This is a genomic window from Streptomyces sp. NPDC018029, from assembly GCF_044327655.1.
In the GTDB taxonomy this organism is placed as follows: Bacteria; Actinomycetota; Actinomycetes; order Streptomycetales; family Streptomycetaceae; genus Streptomyces.
In genome coordinates this window covers 545,654-562,679 of the sequence record NZ_JBIRFV010000001.1, presented here as the reverse complement: position 1 = coordinate 562,679, position 17,026 = coordinate 545,654, and the positions used below count along the sequence as shown (strand labels likewise).

Here is a 17,026-nt window from a genome sequence, read left to right as displayed (position 1 = left end):
TCCGCCCTCTGTAAACCTATTTCCTCTCGTGGCTCCGGGCCGTGAGAGAGGCTGTTCCGCTTCTGCGGGCGGCTGGACTGCAGGGGTCCCGTTCCGAGCGAGAGAGAGATCCGCGTGTACGCCATCGTGCGCAGCGGTGGTCGTCAGCACAAGGTTGCTGTCGACGACATCGTTGAGGTTGACAAGATTTCCACTGCCAAGGTTGGCGACACGGTCGAGCTCTCGACCCTGCTCGTGGTCGACGGCGATGCCGTGACGAGCGACCCGTGGGTGCTTGCGGGCATCAAGGTCCAGGCCGAGGTCGTGGACCACCACAAGGGCGCGAAGATCGACATCCTTCGCTACAAGAACAAGACCGGTTACCGCCGTCGTCAGGGTCACCGCCAGCAGTACACGGCGATCAAGATCACCGGTATCCCCACGGCTGCGAAGTAAGGGACTGAGACAAGATGGCACACAAGAAGGGCGCATCGTCCACTCGGAACGGTCGCGACTCCAATGCTCAGCGGCTCGGCGTGAAGCGCTTCGGCGGTCAGGTCGTCAACGCCGGTGAGATCCTGGTCCGCCAGCGCGGCACGCACTTCCACCCGGGCTCGGGCGTCGGCCGCGGCAAGGACGACACCCTGTTCGCGCTGGACGCGGGTGCGGTGGAGTTCGGCACGCACCGCGGCCGCAAGGTCGTCAACGTCGTTCCGGTCGCCTGATCCAGGCTTCCGTAGAACACGTTCTTCGCGAGGGCGGACCTCTCTTCCCGGTGTCGGGAAGAGGGTCCGCCTTTCGCGTGTTAGACGTAAGACATTTCCGTTCTTTTCTGGAGGCACCGAACCATGACCACCTTCGTGGACCGCGTCGAGCTGCACGCCGCCGCGGGTAACGGGGGCCACGGCTGTGCCTCCGTCCACCGTGAGAAGTTCAAGCCGCTCGGCGGCCCGGACGGCGGCAATGGCGGCCGTGGCGGCGACGTGATCCTGGTCGTCGACCAGGACGTCACCACCCTCCTGGACTACCACCACAGCCCGCACCGCAAGGCCACCAACGGCCAGCCCGGCGCCGGCGACCACCGCTCCGGCAAGGACGGCCAGGACCTGGTCCTGCCCGTCCCGGACGGCACGGTCGTCCTCGACAAGGAGGGCAACGTCCTGGCGGACATGGTCGGCCAGGGCACCACCTTCGTCGCGGGCCAGGGCGGCCGCGGCGGCCTCGGCAACGCGGCGCTGGCCTCGGCCCGCCGCAAGGCCCCCGGCTTCGCGCTGCTCGGCGAGCCGGGTGAGACCCGGGACGTCGTCCTGGAGCTCAAGACCGTCGCCGACGTCGCGCTCGTGGGCTACCCGAGCGCGGGCAAGTCCTCGCTGATCTCCGTGCTGAGCGCCGCGAAGCCGAAGATCGCCGACTACCCGTTCACGACGCTCGTCCCGAACCTCGGCGTGGTGACGGCGGGCTCGACCGTCTACACCGTCGCGGACGTCCCCGGCCTCATCCCGGGCGCCAGCCAGGGCCGCGGCCTCGGCCTGGAGTTCCTGCGCCACGTCGAGCGGTGCAGCGTGCTCGTGCACGTGCTCGACACGGCGACCCTGGAGTCCGACCGCGACCCCGTCTCCGACCTCGACGTCATCGAGGCCGAGCTGCGGGAGTACGGCGCGGGCCTGGAGAACCGGCCGCGCATCGTCGTCCTGAACAAGATCGACGTACCGGACGGACAGGACCTCGCCGAGATGGTCCGGCCCGAGCTGGAGGAGCGCGGCTACCGCGTCTTCGAGGTGTCGGCCGTCGCCCACAAGGGCCTCAAGGAGCTCTCCTTCGGGCTGGCCGAGCTGGTCGCGGCGGCGCGTGCCGCCAAGCCGAAGGAGGAGGCGACCCGCATCGTCATCCGTCCCAAGGCCGTCGACGACACCGGCTTCACGGTCACCCGCGAGGAGGTCGGCGGTGAGCCGCTGTACCGCGTGCGCGGCGAGAAGCCGGAGCGCTGGGTGCGCCAGACCGACTTCCAGAACGACGAGGCCGTCGGCTATCTCGCCGACCGGCTCAGCCGTCTCGGCGTCGAGGAGGCGCTGATGAAGGCCGGTGCGCGCAACGGCGACGGCGTCGCCATCGGCCCCGAGGACAACGCGGTCGTCTTCGACTGGGAGCCGACGATGATGGCGGGCGCGGAGATGCTCGGCCGCCGTGGCGAGGACCACCGTCTGGACGCGCCCAGGCCGGCCGCCCAGCGGCGCAGGGACCGCGACGCGGAGCGGGACGAGGCCCAGAAGGAGTACGACGACTTCAAGCCCTTCTAGCACGGCAGGGCAGCCCTCTGGGCAACGTCTCAGGGCGGCGCATGCGAAAGGGCCCCGGAGCTTGGATCCAAGCTCCGGGGCCCTTTCACATGCGCTCAGTCGGTCAGGCCGAGATCGAGTCCTCCGCGCCGTTCGGCTCGTTCGACTCGTTCGGGTCCTGCTCCGTCTCCTCCGCTGCTTCCTCCGCGACGCGCTGGCCCGGGATGTCCGCGTCGATGCGGGACGTCATGCGGGCGCGACGGGCGTCGGCCTTGGCGCTCAGGGCGAGGGCCGCGGCGTTGAAGCGGACCAGGGAAGGCGGGTCGGAGGGGCCCAGGAGGTGCTCCTTGAGCTCCGCGCGGGCCTCCGCGTGCGGGTCCAGCTCCGGGGCGCGCACGGCCTTCAGGAGGGCCGCCACGCCGTCCGCCTCGGGGGTGAGGATCGTCGCCGCGGACGCCGTCGGGAAGCTCGCGCGGAACTCCGCCTCCGACATGCCCGCCGTGTTGGCGACGGCGTACGGCTTCTCGCTGCTCAGCCAGTCGGAGACGACCGAGGAGACATCGCTGATCAGCAGGTCCGCCTGGTTGAAGCAGGCGAAGATCGCCGGGCGCGCGGACGTGATGATCTGGTGCTCCCACTCGGGGAAGGAGGCCCAGAACGCGGCCTCCCACGCGGCCGTCGCCGCGGCCACGGCCGCCTGCTGGCCGCCGTCCGGGGAGCCCTGGAGCATCATCCGCTCCTGTTCGTCCGCGCTCTTGCGGAAGCGCCGCGCGGTCAGCCGGTCCAGCTCCTCGGTGCGCCGGACCAGCTCGGCGGCGGCCTCGGGGCCCGGACGGGCGCCGGAGCGCTTCGCGTTCGCCGCGAGGATCATCGCCTTGATGCGCTCGTTGGCGGCGCCCGCGCGCGGGTCCTGCGAGCCGGTCATCGGGTGCGGCTTGTACAGGAGGCGTACGCCCGGGTCCGCGAGGAGCTCGCGGACGATGTTCTCGCCGGCGAGGACCACCGAGGTGTTGCCGGGGTTGCCGTCCCAGCCCTCCCAGGTGGGGGCGTACAGGACGGTCGTGTACGGCCCGGTGGGCGCGCCGGAGAACGGGCGGATCGGGGACAGCTGGGGGCGGCCGACCTCGACCACGTCCTTGTCGTCCACGCCGATGTCCGCGAGCTGGTAGCGGTCGCGGGCCGCGGGGCCCGCCACCCACACCTCGTCGTACGCCTTCGCGTAGGGGTTGCAGGAGGAGAGCTTGTCGCTCTCGCCGTGGTTGATGAAGGCGTGCTTGATCGTGGGGATGCGCAGCACCTGGGAGGTCTTCGCGGCGTTCGCCGGGTGCAGCATCATCTTCAGCGTCGACGTCTCCAGGGAGAACATCGTGGCGACCTTCGGGAAGCAGATGATCGGGACGTCGGTCGCGTCGATCTTCTGCACCATGAACCGCTCGCGCAGCACGATCAGCGGCTTGCCGTCGAGCGCGGCGAGCGTGGAGAGCCACATGTTCGCCTGGTACGCGGACGTGGTGCCGCCGGAGAAGTACATGGCGACGGTCGGCTTGTACTCGGCGAGCCACGCGTCGAGCCACTCGATGACCTTCTGGTCGTTCTTCGCCCGCTTCTTCGGCAGCAGCCAGGTGGCGAGGTAGAGCGCGCCGGCGCCGATCAGGGTGATGGAGACGGCGAGCCCGATGCCGCCCCAGTACGCGTCGGTGGTGGCCGCGGTGAGCAGCAGGCCGACCGTCGTCGGGACCGAGAAGGTCAGCAGGCGGTGGGCCTGGCGGCGGGAGAGGATCCGCGGCGGGGCCGCGGTCAGGTGCAGGTCCGACGCGTCGATGTTGCGGGTGACGATCGGCAGCGAGCGGGTGCGGCGCACGAGCACGGCGACGGCCTGGCAGGCGAAGTGCAGGGCGTAGAAGCCGAGCAGCGCGATGGTCAGCGGTGACTGCTCGGCGAGCGGCTCTATGCCGTCGATGCGGAGCAGCCCGACGAGGATCAGCATGTCGCGCAGGAGCTGGCGCACCGTGACGTCGAAGCGGATCTTGCCAAGGAGGGAGAGGAGGCCCGGCTGCTTGTACTGCAGATAGATGTCGAGCGCGAGATTCGCGGCGGCCGCGGCGATGAACACCGGGACGATGGGGATCAGCGCGGTCGCGAGCTGTGTCGCGAAGAGCGCGAACATCGCGAACAGCGCTGACAGCTGCACGATGCGTCGGGGGGCGAGTCCGGCAGAGGGCACGGGCTTGGGCTCCTGGCGGGGATGAAGGGGGATGAAGGGAAACTGGGGGGAAGTCGACCACTGACCGTATGACGCGCAGTGGCTCCCTAGCAATCTTCCGTGACATCAATCACCGGATAAAGGGGCAAAGGAGACTGAACCCCGAGGCCGTTTTCTGCCTCTGACTCGAATACGCCTTCCCGCGCCACGTAGATTGCACATCCGGAGCATCGGATCACTTGGGGAAAAGCGTGACAGCGGCAAGGCAGTCAGTGGCAGAGGCCCGGCGGGTCGTCGTCAAGGTCGGGTCGTCGTCCCTGACCACCGCGGCGGGAGGCCTGGACGCCGACCGTGTCGACGCCCTCGTCGACGTACTGGCCAAGAGCAGGAGCGGCGGCGAGCGCGAGATCGTGCTCGTCTCGTCCGGTGCCATCGCCGCGGGTCTCGCCCCGCTGGGGCTCGTGCGGCGCCCGAAGGACCTCGCCCGCCAGCAGGCCGCAGCGAGCGTGGGCCAAGGCCTGCTCGTGGCCCGCTACACCGCCTCCTTCGCGCGCTACGGCGTACGCGTCGGGCAGGTGCTCCTCACCTCCGACGACATGGCCCGCAGGGCCCACCACCGCAACGCCTCGCGCACCCTCGACCAGCTGCTCGCGATGGGCGCGCTGCCGGTCGTCAACGAGAACGACACCGTGGCGACCGACGAGATCCGCTTCGGCGACAACGACCGGCTCGCCGCCCTCGTCGCCCACCTCGTCCACGCCGACCTCCTCGTCCTCCTCTCCGACGTCGACGGGCTCTACGACGGCGATCCCGCCAAGCCCGGCACCTCCCGCCTCGACGAGGTCAGGGGCCCCGCCGACATGGCGCACGTCGAGATCGGCAGCGCCGGCAAGGCGGGTGTCGGCACCGGCGGCATGGTCACCAAGGTCGAGGCGGCGCGGATCGCCGCGGCCGCCGGCATCCCCGTCGTCCTGACTTCCGCGAGCCAGGCGGGCGACGCCCTCGCCGGCCGCGCCACCGGCACGTACTTCCACCGCACGGGCCGCCGCTCCGCCGACCGCCTCCTGTGGCTGCAGCACGCCTCCGAGCCGCGGGGCGCCCTCACCCTCGACGAGGGCGCGGTGCGCGCGGTCGTGGAGGGCCGCAAGTCGCTGCTGCCGGCCGGGATCGCCGCCGTCGAGGGCGACTTCACCGCGGGCGACCCCGTCGAGCTGCGGGACGCCGCGGGCCGGCCGGTGGCGCGCGGCCTGGTGAACTTCGACGCCAAGGAGATCCCGATGCTCATCGGGCGCTCCACCCGGGATCTGGCGCGCGAACTCGGACCTGCGTACGAGCGGGAGGTCGTGCACCGGGACGACCTCGTCCTGCTGCACGGATAGCGTCCGGAAAGCCCCAGGTCGCGTCGGACCGTCCGTCCCACACGCCTCACGCGCCCCGGCTGAAAACCGTCGTGGACGGCCCCGGCCGTCCAGTCCGCGGAAGGTAAAACTCCCCAAAACCGCCCCGCGGGACTGCTTGGCCTGCTCAACTTTGTTGAAGACAGTTCTGCACGACCGTTGCGTATCAGCACCACCATTGCGTAAAGGAGGCCGTCGTGAGACGAGTGCGCCCAGGGGCGGCGTCCCGCGGCTCGGCTGAGCGGACGCTGACGAGCGTCGCCGCGGGAACGGCGTACGAGAGCGACCCGCACGACGCGCGGGAGAGCGACGCGGGCGAGAGCCAGGAGGGCGAGAGCGCGGCGGCGCCCCGGCTGTGGCACGTCACGCTGAGCGTCTCGGGCGCAGAAACCCCGCTCGACGAGCTCAGGCGCGGACTCGAACAGCTCGCCCACGACCACCCCTTTCTCCTCACCAGCAGGTACGCGCCGGACCACGCAGAGATCCGCTACTGGGAAGAGGCCCGCGATCTGCACGACGCCGCCGCGGTCGCGCTGCGGCTGTGGGGCGAGCACCGGCAGAGCGCGCAGCTGCCGCCGTGGGAGATCGTGGGGCTCGAAGTGATCGGCCGCGACACATACCACCAACGCATCGCAGAGGGTTACGGTCCGTTACCGGCCGCCCCCGTCGGCGTACACCCCTTTTGAGCCGTCGTCTTCTGAGCCGTCGTCCCACGGGAGCATCGCACCGGTCTCGGGGACTGGAACACCGGGTGGACGCCCCGCGCGCGGGGATTACCCTGCGGGCATGACGTCGCTCTCTCCCGTCTCGCCCTACGACAACCTCTCGCCGGTCGCCCAGGCCGCCTACCGCGCCCGCGGCGCAGCCGCCACGCTCGCCCCGCTGCCGCGCTCCGCCAAGGACGACGCGCTGCTCGCGATCGCCGACGCCCTCGAGGTGCGGACCGCCGAGATCGTCGAGGCCAACGGCAAGGACACCGAGCGCGCCCGCGAGGCCGGGACCAGCGAGTCCATCGTCGACCGCCTCACCCTCACCCCGGAGCGGGTGCGCGCCATCGCCGCCGACGTGCGCGACGTGGCCGCCCTGCCCGACCCGGTCGGCGAGGTCGTCCGCGGCTCCACCCTCCCCAACGGCATCGACCTGCGCCAGGTCCGCGTGCCGCTCGGCGTCGTCGGGATCATCTACGAAGCCCGCCCGAACGTCACCGTGGACGCCGCCGCCCTCTGCCTGAAGTCCGGCAACGCCGTCCTGCTGCGCGGCTCGTCGTCGGCGTACGCCTCGAACACCGCCCTCGTGCGCGTCCTGCGCGACGCGGTGCACGGCGCGGGACTGCCCGCCGACGCCGTCCAGCTCGTCCCGGGCGAGAACCGCGACTCCGTGCGCGAGCTGATGCGCGCCCGCGGCCTCGTCGACGTCCTCATCCCGCGCGGCGGCGCCTCGCTGATCAAGACGGTCGTCGAGGAGTCCACCGTCCCCGTCATCGAGACGGGCACCGGCAACTGCCACGTCTACGTGGACGCCGCGGCCGACATCGACACGGCCGTCGACATCCTGATCAACTCCAAGGCCCAGCGCCCCAGCGTCTGCAACGCCGCCGAGACCCTGCTCGTGCACCGCGACATCGCCGACGCGTTCCTGCCGCGCGCCCTGGACGCCCTCGCGGAGGCCGGCGTGACCGTGCACGCCGACGAGCGCGTCCTCACGTACGGGGACGCCTCCAAGGCCACCGTCGTGCCCGCGACCACCGAGGACTGGGAGACCGAGTACCTCTCGTACGACATCGCGGCCGCCGTCGTCGACACCCTGGAGCAGGCCGTCGAGCACATCCGGCTGTGGACCTCCGGGCACACCGAGGCCATCGTCACCACCTCGCAGCAGGCCGCGCGCCGCTTCACCCAGCTGGTGGACTCCACGACGGTCGCCGTCAACGCCTCGACGCGCTTCACCGACGGCGGCCAGTTCGGCTTCGGCGCCGAGATCGGCATCTCCACGCAGAAGCTGCACGCGCGCGGCCCCATGGGACTGCCCGAGCTGACCTCCACCAAGTACATCGTGACGGGCGACGGTCACATCCGCTGAATTCCCTTTCCGGCTGCCCAGATTGCCCCTTCCAGGGCTACGCTGGAGGGGTGCCGGAGGACGTGGGGGGCACGCCGTCGTTCCCTGACGGCTGGGAGCCCGACGACGACCGCGACCGCGGGGGTGCGGACGAAGAGTTCGCCTCCGTGGTCTTCGACGAGGACTTCGTGCGGGCCGCGGAGATTCACGAACCGACCGCGGTGGAGCGGCTGTTGGCCGCCGCCCAGGCGCGCGCCGAGGCATCCGAGGCCGAGGCCCGCCGGGCGCGCACCCGCGGCCGCGGCCCCGACGCGACGGACGACGAGCTCCACGACGACGGCTTCGGCCCCGACGACGGCAGCGAGTTCGGCCGCGACGACGACCTCGACGACGCCTACGAACACATCGCCCGCGGCGAGGGTTACGGCCGCCCCGGCCGCCACCCCGGCCAGCTCCGCTGGCACCGCCCCATCGCCTGGATGCTCGCCCTCGTGATGGGCATCGGCATGGTCGCCCTCGCCTTCACCGCCGTGTACCGCGGAGCGTCGTCGGGCCGCCAGGACCAGGTGCCCGCACCCGCCTCGACCGAAGTCGGACAGGGCGCAGGCAAAGACACGCCGCCCAGCCCCTCCGTCTCCGCCGAGTTCGGCAGGTCGACGGTCCCCGCCGAGCCGCGCACACCGTGAAGAGTTGACTGAACTTGTCGTGTACCAGGGCGTTTACCCGGCGTCCCGGAGACCTACTCTGAAGGTATGGGCGGGCCAGGAGACCCACCCGCAGGGACACCCGAGGGCGCTCCCGGCGGTGGCGACGACGAGTACGGGTCGGTTGTCTTCGACGAATCGTTCGTGCGCGCTGCCCGCCTCCAGGAGTTCTCCGCGCAGGAGCGCATGGGCGACCACACGCGCGCCGTGCGCCGCCGCCCCGGACTCCACCGGAGCCTCTCCCGCCAACTCGTGGTCCTCGCCGTGCTGATGGCCGTCGCCTTCGGCACGGCGATCTACATGGGCGTACGACACCCCTACCAGTCCCCGGCGGCCAAGCGACCCGAGCCGCTGCGCATGACGGTCATACCGCTCGCCCCAGCGGGCCGCGTGCCCGGCTCGGCCAGCGTCCCCGACCTCTACGCACGCAGCCCGGCCGCACAGCTCCGGGTGGGCGCCGCCGGCATCAACCTCCCCGGCGCGCGCCGCACTTCACACTTCTCGGACAGCCAGGTGATGGCCGCGCTGGTCACCGCCAAGGACTATCTGGTCGAGTCCTCGCTCGACCCGGACGTCCTCACCGGCGGCTCCGCGCGCTCCGTGCGGATCCTGGTCGACCCGCAGCAACTGGCCCAGTTCGACCGGAGCTTCGCGCACCCGGCGGCCGACGGGCGGCACGCGGCCACCGGGTGGCTGGTGCGGTTCGACCCGGCAAAGACCGCGCTCGCCGACAAGCGGGTCAGGGCCGAGGGCACGATGCGGGTCGAGGAGGCCGGCAAGAACGCGCTGGAGGTCACCTCGGACCACACGTTCGTGTACGCGCTGCGGCCCGCGGGCACGGCGGCCGGCGGGGACCGCGTCGAGGCGTCCCTGTTCACCGTCCGCCGCGAGCTGCGCTTCCGCTTCGACCGCGACGACCTGCGGATGCACCGGGCCGAGCTGGTCACATCCGCCACCCAGGCGGGCCCCCTCGCCTGCGGGGGCGAGACGGCGAACCACCTGCGCCCGCTGCTCGCCGGGCAGAAGGCGAAGGCGGCGGGCCCGGCGGGCACCGATCCGTACGCGACGGGGGACGCGACGGCGCTGTGCGGATCGCTGGCGGCCTCGGCCCAGCCCTCGCTCGCTCCGTCGTGACCTGAGATCTCGCTCGCGACCTGGGCTGTTACGGCTGCTTGTCGTCGGTCGTGGAGCCGGGGCCGGAGCCCGTGAACCTCCCGCGGAGCTTGCCGCCCAGGTCGCCCGCGCCGCCCGCGATGTCGTTGACCAGCTTCATCAGCGGGTCCTTGCTGTTGCGCACGTCGTCGGCGTACGCGGAGGCCGACTGCCGGAAGGAGTCGGAGACCGAGGTGTCCTTGTCCTCGTCGCGGCGCGGGTAGTGGCCGTCCATGATCCGCTGGTAGTCGCGCGATTCGGCCCACTTCTTCAGCTCGGCGGCGCGGACCGTGGCGAAGGGGTGCGTGCGCGGCAGGACGTTCAGGATCTTCAGGACGGAGTCGCGCAGGTCGCCCCCGGCCTCGTACTCCTCGGCCTGCTCCAGGAACGCGTCCACGTTCATCTCGTGCAGGTGGTTGCCGCCGGCGAGCTTCATCAGGCCGCGCATCGAGGCCTTCAGGTCCTGCCCGACCAGCAGCCCCGCGCGGTCCGCCGACAGCTCGGACTTGCGGAACCACTCGCGCAGCGCCGTCACGATCGCCATGATCGCGACATTGCCGAGCGGGATCCACGCGACCTTCAGGGCGAGGTTCGTGAGGAACAGCAGGATCGTGCGGTAGACGGAGTGCCCGGAGAGGGCGTGGCCCACCTCGTGGCCGACGACCGCCCGCATCTCCTCCTCGTCCAGCAGCTCGACGAGGCCCGTCGTCACGACGATGATCGGCTCGTCGAGGCCGATGCACATCGCGTTCGGATTCGGGTCCTGGTTGACGTACATCGGCGGGACCTTCTCCAGGTCCAGGATGTAACAGGCGTCCCGCAGCATGGTGTTGAGGTGCGCGAACTGCGCGTCGGACACGCGCACGGAGTCCGACAGGAACAGCAGCCTCAGGCTGCGCTCGGGCAGCAGGCCGCTGAGCGCCTTGAAGACCGTGTCGAAGCCGGTCAGCTTGCGCAGGGCCACCAGGGCCGAGCGGTCCGCCGGGTGCTCGTAGGCCCGTGACGAGATGCCGGGGAAGCGCCTGCGCTGCCGGCTCGGCACGCGCTCGTAGCCCTCGCCGCTCCCGCCGTGGTCGTTGTCGTCGGTCATGCCGCATCCCCCATGTCTCGTCCTCTCGTGCCCCCGAGGTGGGGCCCAGCCTAGGCGGAGATACCGTGACAGGGCAGCACACAGAAGGAGTCTTCCGTCATGGAGCACAGTCCTGGAGCCGTCTGGCTCACGGAGGCGGCCAAGGCCGCGGAGCAGCAGGGACCGGGCAATCTGCTGCGGATCGTGCTGATCGTCATGGTCGTCGGATGCGTACTCGTCGGCTGGTTCCTGTTGCGCGGTTACCGCCAGGGCGCCGACAGCGGGGCGCGTACGGCCGAGAAGGGTGCGGAACGTACCCCTGAAGAGCGCAATGAGAGCAGCAACAGCTGCGGAGCGAGCGCGGAAGGTGCGCCCGACAAGGGAGCGGACAACCGCAACGGCTGAGTCGGCGTAAGCAGGAGCGAGCCCCCCGCTTACGATGGGCCGGAAATCTTTATGTCCATCCCACCTCCGGATAGGTCCTGCCTGAGATGAGCCTCCACAGCAACGCCGCCCAGCTGGTCACTCTCGCCTCCGAGGGCGGCGAGCACGGCGGCAACCACGAAAGCCTCAGCCCTCTCCTCACCGGCGGCGGCGCCTTCGTCGTCCTCATGCTCCTCCTGTGGATCACCACCCTCTTCAACCGGGACCGCTAGGACCGGAGCAGGGCCCCTCGACCGGGCCGGTAGGGTCTGCACGCATGGGAGAGCAGGACATGCCTACCGGTCCGGTGAGCAACGGCAAGCGCCGCCTGGGCGTCATGGGCGGAACGTTTGATCCGATCCACCACGGACACCTCGTGGCGGCCAGTGAGGTCGCCGCGCAGTTCCACCTCGACGAGGTGGTGTTCGTGCCGACCGGACAGCCGTGGCAGAAGAGCGACAAGCAGGTGTCACCTGCCGAGGACCGTTATCTGATGACGGTCATCGCGACCGCCGAGAACCCGCAGTTCTCGGTCAGCCGCATCGACATCGACCGCGGCGGGGCCACCTACACGACGGACACGCTGCGCGATCTGCGTGCCCTCAACCCCGACACGGACCTCTTCTTCATCACGGGCGCCGACGCCCTCGGCCAGATCCTCACCTGGCGGGACACGGAAGAGCTGTTCTCCCTCGCGCACTTCATCGGGGTCACCCGGCCCGGCCACACGCTGGCCGACCCCGGGCTGCCCAAGGGCGGTGTCTCCCTGGTGGAGGTGCCGGCCCTGGCCATCTCCTCCACGGACTGCCGCGCGCGGGTCGCCAAGGGAGACCCGGTCTGGTATCTGGTGCCCGACGGTGTGGTGCGTTATATCGACAAGCGTGAGCTGTACCGCGGCGAATGAGCCGAGAGGGGCACCGGTGAACGACCGACAGTACGACCCTTATGCGGGCAGCGATCCGTATGCGGGCGAGTACGCGGGTGAGTACGCGGCCGACCAGTACCAGGTCGTCGGGTACGACGAGTACGGGCAGCCGGTGTACCAGCAGGTGCAGCAGCAGCCACAGGTGCAGCAGCAGCCGCAGGTGCCTCAGCAGTACCAGGGGTACGGGTACGGGTACGACCCGTACGCCGGTGGTCAGGGCGATCAGCAGCAGGGCGTCGCCGCGACGTCGTACGACACCGCCTGGGTCCCTCAGCAGCAGCAATATCAGCCGCAAGCGGCCCCGGCTCCTGCTCCGGAACCCCGACGTGCACCCGAACCGGAACCAGAACCGGCACCGGCACCGGCACCCGAGTACAAGACCGAGCAGTTCTCGTTCATCGAGGAGCCGGACGAGGACTCCGAAGACGTCATCGACTGGCTGAAGTTCACCGAGAGCCGCACCGAGCGGCGCGAGGAGGCCAAGCGGCGCGGGCGGTCCCGGGTCGTCGCGCTCGTCGTGGCCCTCGTGTTGGTGATCGCGGGCGGTGTCGGTTATCTGTGGTTCGCGGGCATGCTGCCCGGCCAGTCGGACGGCGAGGACGGCGCGGCCGCGGCGACCGGGCCGCAGAAGCGCGACGTGATCGTCCTGCACCTGCACAACACCAAGGGCAAGGGCACCTCCACCGCGCTCCTAGTGAACAACACCACCACCAAGCAGGGCGCCACCGTCCTGCTGCCCAACTCCCTCGCCGTGACGGACGACAACGGCACGGCGACCACGCTCGGCAAGTCCGTCGACGACGACGGCTCGACCGGCACCCGCGAGTCGATCGACACGGTGCTCGGCACCCAGGTCGAGGGCACCTGGCGCCTCGACACCCCCTACCTCAACAACCTCGTGGAACTCGTCGGCAACATCGACATCGACACGAACACCGACGTGCCCGACCCCAAGGCGAAGAAGGGCGAGGCGCCCCTCGTGAAGAAGGGCGAGCAGCAGACCCTGAGCGGGCCGATGGCCGTCGCGTACGCCACCTACCGCGCGCCCGGCGAGACCGAGACCGACCAGCTGAACCGCTTCGGAGAGGTCATGCAGGGCGTCCTGCGCAAGCTCTCCTCGGACCCGCAGGCGGCCACGACCACCGTGCAGTCCCTCGCGCAGATCCTCGACCCCTCGCTGGAGGAGAAGGACCTCGGCGCCTTCCTCGCCAAGCTCGCCGACCGGGCCAAGGGCGGCGACTACAAGACGTCGCTGCTGCCGGTGCGGCAGGACGGCACGCTGACCGAGCAGGCCGGCGAGACCGTGGTCAAGGACGTCCTGGGCGGCACGGTGAAGAGTCCGGAGAAGGGCGCGGCCCTGCGGGTCGGTGTGCAGAACGCCTCGGGGAAGAAGGCAGCGGGCGAGGACGCCCGGGTCTCCCTGGTCAACGGCGGCTACACCTTCATCGACGGCGGCACGGGCTCCGCGGCCCGGCCCACCTCGCAGGTCACCTACGCCGACGCGGGCAAGAAGGCGCAGGCCACCGAGGTCGCCAAGACCCTCGGCCTGCCCGCGAGCGCGGTCCGCAAGGGGAAGACGGCGGCGAACGCGGACGTCTCCGTGGTCCTCGGCCAGGACTACCGGACCGGGTAGCCGGGGGGCGCCCCGAGGCGGTGACGTAATCGTCTGGGGCGCTGTCGGCGGTCCGTGAGACCCTTGGGGTGTATCCACCAGCCGAAGGAAAGCTCTCTAGTGACCGCCACGGACCGCTCCATCGAGCTCATCAACGTCGCCGCCCAGGCGGCTGCCGACAAGCTCGCGCACGACATCATCGCGTACGACGTCAGCGACGTGCTGTCGATCACGGACGCGTTCCTGCTCGCCTCCGCTCCCAACGACCGCCAGGTCAAGTCGATCGTCGACGAGATCGAGGAGCAGCTGAACAAGCAGCTCGGCGCCAAGCCGGTCCGCCGCGAGGGGGACCGCGACGCCCGCTGGATCCTCCTCGACTACGTGGACATCGTGGTGCACGTCCAGCACAGCGAGGAGCGTGTCTTCTACGCCCTCGAGCGCCTGTGGAAGGACTGCCCCGAGATCGGCCTGCCCGAGGACGCCAAGGCCACCCGCGGCAAGGCCGCCGAGCACGCCGAGCAGCGGGCCGCGGAGGAGGCCGACCTGGACGGGGAGCTGCGGTGAGCAACCGCGGCTGCCGGATCATCCTGTGGCGGCACGGCCAGACGGCCTGGAACCTGGAGCGCCGCTTCCAGGGCTCCACGGACATCGAGCTGACCGAGACGGGCGTCGCCCAGGCCAAGCGCGCCGCCCGGCTGCTGGCCTCCCTGAAGCCGGACGCCATCGTCGCCTCCGACCTCAGGCGCGCGGCGGCCACGGCCGCCGAGCTCTCCGCGATCACCGGCCTCACCGTCACCCACGAGGAGTCCCTCCGGGAGACGTACGCCGGTGAGTGGCAGGGCCTGACGCACGACGAGATCATCGCCCGCTTCGGCGAGCAGTACGCCGCGTGGAAGCGTGGCGAGGCCGTGCGCAGGGGCGGCGGCGAGCTGGAGACCGAGGTGGCCGACCGGGCCGCCCCTGTCGTCCTGCGCCATGCCGAGAAGCTGCCCGAGGACGGCACGCTGGTGGTGGTCAGCCACGGCGGCACGATCCGCACCACGATCGGCCGTCTCCTCGGCCTGGAGCCCCACCACTGGGAGGGGCTCGGCGGCCTCACCAACTGCTGCTGGTCGGTCCTCGGCCAGGGCGCGCGAGGCTGGCGCCTCCTCGAGCACAACGCCGGCACGCTGCCGGAGCCGGTGCTCGGCGACGACGACTGAGCGCTCCCGCGGCCGCTTCCGGGCGGCTCCGGAGCCGCTCCGGCGGGCGGCCCGACCCGGATTTCACATTCCGGCTGGTCGCAGGCTAAAGTTCTTCTTGTTCGCCCGCCGAGCGGGAAGAACGCAAGGGGCTATAGCTCAGTTGGTAGAGCGCCTGCATGGCATGCAGGAGGTCAGGAGTTCAATTCTCCTTAGCTCCACAGTCCCGGAAATCCCGTCCCCGCCAGGGGGCGGGATTTTCTTTTGCCGCCGCCCGTCAGCGGGTGCCGTGTCCGGACTGGTACGAATGCGTCGCTGACCGGGTCGCTCGTGCCGTGGCAGAATCGGACGGCCGGAAGGGGACGCAGCCCGACGGGAGGGAGAGCGCGATGCCTGCGAGCATCCTCGGAGAGGTCGACCGCCTCTCCGAAGCGGCGGACGTACGAGAACGGCCCGTGCCCCGCACGCTCCTCGACTGCCCTTCCTGCGGCTCGTCCCACGTCGCTCAAGTGCTCGGTGACAACGGCGGAATCTCGTACGTATGCACCGCCTGCGGCCACAGCTGGAGCTGATCGATGGGTGCACACAGGCGGAAATGCGACTGGTGCGACAGTGGCACACCGATCGTCCGCGACATGGAGCCGGTCAACCAGGAGTATCAGTACTGGTGCGAGGAGTGCGCACGGGCGCTGATCATAAAAGGCGACCCCATCGAGACGTACCGCGAACTCGAAGGGGAGCCGATCTACGGTCGGCTGCTGGACGAACACTGCACGCTCAAACGGTTCTACTCGTTCGCGACCGCGTGACCCCCGCTGACGTCACTGCCGTAACTGTCGTCGCTGCCGTCCCCAGGAGAAACCCGAAAGCGGTCACTACGTAGAGGGCGGACAGCGTCATCTGGCCACAGTCCTGGGCGAGTTCGAGCCGTCCTTCGCCGTGCGGCACCCACCACAGGGCGTACGAGCAGAAGACCAGGGACGCGGCCCCGACGGCCGCCCACCTCCACCGCCCGCCCCGGCGCCTGGCCTCCGCGCCCAGGAGCAGCACCATCGGCACGCACCACACCCAGTGGTGCGACCACGACACGGGACTCACCAGGAGCGCGGTGGCCGCGCAGGCGATGACGGCCCGGGCGCGCTCCCCGCGCAGCGCTGCGGCCACCGCGACCGCGAGGCCGAGCGCGCCGGCCGCGGCGGCGGCCAGGGCCCAGTGGGCGCCGGGCTCCCCGGTGTGCAGGAGCCGGGCCAGGACGCCGCGCAGCGACTGGTTCGCGGTGTCCTCGGCGAACCCGACCCGGCCCGCCTCGAAGACCATCCGGGTCCAGAAGCGCCACGAGTCGTACGGCAGGACGGCGGCCGCGAGGACCGTCGCACCGGCGAAGGAGACGGCCGCCACGCACGCGTGCCGCACGGCCGCCCGCCACGGCCCGTGCCGCAGGGCCTCCACGGCCCCCGTGAGCAACAGGAACGCCGCGAAGAGCGCGGGCGTGAGCTTGACCGCCGCCGCAAGCCCGATGCCCACGCCCGCCCAGCGGTGACCGGGGCGCCGGGTCAGGTCCCACAGGACGAGGACGGCGAGCAGCAGATTGACCTGTCCGTAGCGCAGCGTCGTCCACACCGGCTCGCACCAGACGGCGAGGGCGGACGCCCACAGGACGCTCTCCACGCGCGCGTGCCGCTCGCCGTGGATCAGCCGCAGGGAGAGGTGCACGAAGACGACTAGGAGCAGCAGGTTGCCCAGCGTCGCGAGCGTGCGCATGTCCGCCGGGTCCAGGAGCGTGAGCGGGGTGAAGAGCAGCGCGGCGAACGGTGGGTAAGTGGTGGGCAACTGGGCGCCGGTGGCGCGCAGCGCGTAGAGGTCGCCGCCCGCGCGTACCGTCGCTCCCTCGGCCCGGTAGACCATCAGGTCGATCATCGAGACGTCGGCGGCGCGCTGCGCGAGCCAGAAGGCCGTGAGGGAGAGCAGACAGCCCCCGGCGGCCAGCGGCACACGGCGACGGGCGGTGGCGAGCGCGGTCGCGGTCACGGGCACGGTCACGAAGGCT

At 70.8% G+C, this 17,026-nt stretch carries 19 protein-coding genes and 1 tRNA gene; 17 read left to right on the top strand and 3 right to left on the bottom strand.

Going from position 1 to position 17,026, the window contains the following annotated elements; all coding sequences use genetic code 11:
* Positions 1 to 114 precede the first annotated feature (114 nt).
* From rplU to obgE, 3 genes are all read left to right on the top strand, one after another.
* Entirely contained in the window at positions 115 to 435 is a 321-nt protein-coding gene (gene rplU, locus ACH4D5_RS02490) for a 50S ribosomal protein L21 (protein ID WP_055566950.1), read from the top strand.
* 14 nt (positions 436 to 449) lie between these two features.
* Complete coding sequence (gene rpmA, locus ACH4D5_RS02485) at positions 450 to 704, top strand: 50S ribosomal protein L27 (protein ID WP_365355700.1); 255 nt, start codon at positions 450 to 452, stop codon at positions 702 to 704.
* A 123-nt stretch (positions 705 to 827) separates the two neighbouring features.
* Complete coding sequence (gene obgE / locus ACH4D5_RS02480) at positions 828 to 2,276, top strand: GTPase ObgE (RefSeq protein WP_398297728.1); 1,449 nt, start codon at positions 828 to 830, stop codon at positions 2,274 to 2,276.
* Positions 2,277 to 2,379: 103 nt separating this feature from the next.
* Here obgE and ACH4D5_RS02475 read toward each other — a convergent pair whose 3' ends face one another.
* The gene (locus tag ACH4D5_RS02475) at positions 2,380 to 4,479 is read right to left on the bottom strand and encodes a hypothetical protein (protein WP_398297727.1); all 2,100 of its coding nucleotides are present in this window, start codon (positions 4,477 to 4,479) and stop codon (positions 2,380 to 2,382) included.
* A 251-nt stretch (positions 4,480 to 4,730) separates the two neighbouring features.
* On the opposite strand from ACH4D5_RS02475, the gene proB reads away from it, so the two are divergent.
* The 5 genes from proB (at position 4,731) to ACH4D5_RS02450 (ending at position 9,751) form a co-directional block, all read left to right on the top strand.
* A complete protein-coding gene (gene proB, locus ACH4D5_RS02470; RefSeq protein WP_398297725.1) occupies positions 4,731 to 5,837 on the top strand; it encodes a glutamate 5-kinase in 1,107 nt (368 codons plus the stop codon).
* 215 nt (positions 5,838 to 6,052) lie between these two features.
* The gene (locus ACH4D5_RS02465) at positions 6,053 to 6,541 is read left to right on the top strand and encodes a hypothetical protein (RefSeq protein ID WP_398297723.1); all 489 of its coding nucleotides are present in this window, start codon (positions 6,053 to 6,055) and stop codon (positions 6,539 to 6,541) included.
* A gap of 100 nt (positions 6,542 to 6,641) precedes the next feature.
* Positions 6,642 to 7,934 (top strand): glutamate-5-semialdehyde dehydrogenase, encoded by a 1,293-nt coding sequence (locus ACH4D5_RS02460; RefSeq protein ID WP_398297721.1) that lies wholly within the window; start codon positions 6,642 to 6,644, stop codon positions 7,932 to 7,934.
* Between the two features lie 50 nt (positions 7,935 to 7,984).
* Complete coding sequence (locus tag ACH4D5_RS02455; protein WP_398297719.1) at positions 7,985 to 8,599, top strand: hypothetical protein; 615 nt, start codon at positions 7,985 to 7,987, stop codon at positions 8,597 to 8,599.
* A 66-nt stretch (positions 8,600 to 8,665) separates the two neighbouring features.
* Positions 8,666 to 9,751, top strand: a complete 1,086-nt coding sequence (locus ACH4D5_RS02450) for a hypothetical protein (protein ID WP_398297717.1) — start codon at positions 8,666 to 8,668, stop codon at positions 9,749 to 9,751.
* A 28-nt stretch (positions 9,752 to 9,779) separates the two neighbouring features.
* Here ACH4D5_RS02450 and ACH4D5_RS02445 read toward each other — a convergent pair whose 3' ends face one another.
* Entirely contained in the window at positions 9,780 to 10,859 is a 1,080-nt protein-coding gene (locus tag ACH4D5_RS02445; RefSeq protein WP_398297715.1) for a M48 family metallopeptidase, read from the bottom strand.
* A gap of 99 nt (positions 10,860 to 10,958) precedes the next feature.
* On the opposite strand from ACH4D5_RS02445, the gene ACH4D5_RS02440 reads away from it, so the two are divergent.
* From ACH4D5_RS02440 to ACH4D5_RS02400, 9 genes are all read left to right on the top strand, one after another.
* Positions 10,959 to 11,243 (top strand): hypothetical protein, encoded by a 285-nt coding sequence (locus tag ACH4D5_RS02440; protein ID WP_398298556.1) that lies wholly within the window; start codon positions 10,959 to 10,961, stop codon positions 11,241 to 11,243.
* An 86-nt stretch (positions 11,244 to 11,329) separates the two neighbouring features.
* Positions 11,330 to 11,494, top strand: coding sequence for a hypothetical protein (locus ACH4D5_RS02435; protein WP_362995757.1), 165 nt, complete (start codon positions 11,330 to 11,332; stop codon positions 11,492 to 11,494).
* Positions 11,495 to 11,538: 44 nt separating this feature from the next.
* A complete protein-coding gene (nadD, locus tag ACH4D5_RS02430; RefSeq protein ID WP_356262450.1) occupies positions 11,539 to 12,165 on the top strand; it encodes a nicotinate-nucleotide adenylyltransferase in 627 nt (208 codons plus the stop codon).
* A 16-nt stretch (positions 12,166 to 12,181) separates the two neighbouring features.
* Positions 12,182 to 13,819, top strand: a complete 1,638-nt coding sequence (locus ACH4D5_RS02425; protein WP_398297712.1) for an LCP family protein — start codon at positions 12,182 to 12,184, stop codon at positions 13,817 to 13,819.
* A gap of 99 nt (positions 13,820 to 13,918) precedes the next feature.
* Positions 13,919 to 14,362 carry a ribosome silencing factor gene (gene rsfS, locus ACH4D5_RS02420; RefSeq protein ID WP_398297710.1) on the top strand — a complete coding sequence of 148 codons (444 nt, stop codon included), beginning with the start codon at positions 13,919 to 13,921 and terminating at the stop codon, positions 14,360 to 14,362.
* Positions 14,359 to 15,000, top strand: a complete 642-nt coding sequence (locus ACH4D5_RS02415; protein WP_398297708.1) for a histidine phosphatase family protein — start codon at positions 14,359 to 14,361, stop codon at positions 14,998 to 15,000. Before rsfS ends, ACH4D5_RS02415 begins: the two co-directional genes overlap by 4 nt.
* 127 nt (positions 15,001 to 15,127) lie before the next feature.
* A tRNA-Ala gene (locus ACH4D5_RS02410) sits at positions 15,128 to 15,200 on the top strand.
* Between the two features lie 168 nt (positions 15,201 to 15,368).
* On the top strand, positions 15,369 to 15,551 hold the full coding sequence (locus ACH4D5_RS02405) for a hypothetical protein (protein WP_362995749.1): 183 nt from the start codon (positions 15,369 to 15,371) through the stop codon (positions 15,549 to 15,551).
* A gap of 3 nt (positions 15,552 to 15,554) precedes the next feature.
* Complete coding sequence (locus ACH4D5_RS02400; RefSeq protein ID WP_365132444.1) at positions 15,555 to 15,788, top strand: hypothetical protein; 234 nt, start codon at positions 15,555 to 15,557, stop codon at positions 15,786 to 15,788.
* Here the strand turns inward: ACH4D5_RS02400 and ACH4D5_RS02395 are convergent.
* The gene (locus ACH4D5_RS02395) at positions 15,757 to 17,019 is read right to left on the bottom strand and encodes a glycosyltransferase 87 family protein (protein ID WP_398297706.1); all 1,263 of its coding nucleotides are present in this window, start codon (positions 17,017 to 17,019) and stop codon (positions 15,757 to 15,759) included. The two genes, ACH4D5_RS02400 and ACH4D5_RS02395, sit on opposite strands and share 32 nt — an antisense overlap.
* Positions 17,020 to 17,026 lie beyond the last annotated feature (7 nt).

Bases quoted from the DNA above. Each gene is read 5' to 3' on its own strand.
- obgE (WP_398297728.1), top strand. From the start codon at position 828: ATGACCACCTTCGTGGACCGCGTCGAGCTGCACGCCGCCGCGGGTAAC.
- ACH4D5_RS02400 (WP_365132444.1), top strand. From the start codon at position 15,555: ATGGGTGCACACAGGCGGAAATGCGACTGGTGCGACAGTGGCACACCG.
- ACH4D5_RS02445 (WP_398297715.1), bottom strand. From the start codon at position 10,859: ATGACCGACGACAACGACCACGGCGGGAGCGGCGAGGGCTACGAGCGC.
- rpmA (WP_365355700.1), top strand. From the start codon at position 450: ATGGCACACAAGAAGGGCGCATCGTCCACTCGGAACGGTCGCGACTCC.
- ACH4D5_RS02435 (WP_362995757.1), top strand. From the start codon at position 11,330: ATGAGCCTCCACAGCAACGCCGCCCAGCTGGTCACTCTCGCCTCCGAG.
- ACH4D5_RS02450 (WP_398297717.1), top strand. From the start codon at position 8,666: ATGGGCGGGCCAGGAGACCCACCCGCAGGGACACCCGAGGGCGCTCCC.
- ACH4D5_RS02440 (WP_398298556.1), top strand. From the start codon at position 10,959: ATGGAGCACAGTCCTGGAGCCGTCTGGCTCACGGAGGCGGCCAAGGCC.
- ACH4D5_RS02405 (WP_362995749.1), top strand. From the start codon at position 15,369: ATGCCTGCGAGCATCCTCGGAGAGGTCGACCGCCTCTCCGAAGCGGCG.
- ACH4D5_RS02460 (WP_398297721.1), top strand. From the start codon at position 6,642: ATGACGTCGCTCTCTCCCGTCTCGCCCTACGACAACCTCTCGCCGGTC.
- nadD (WP_356262450.1), top strand. From the start codon at position 11,539: ATGGGAGAGCAGGACATGCCTACCGGTCCGGTGAGCAACGGCAAGCGC.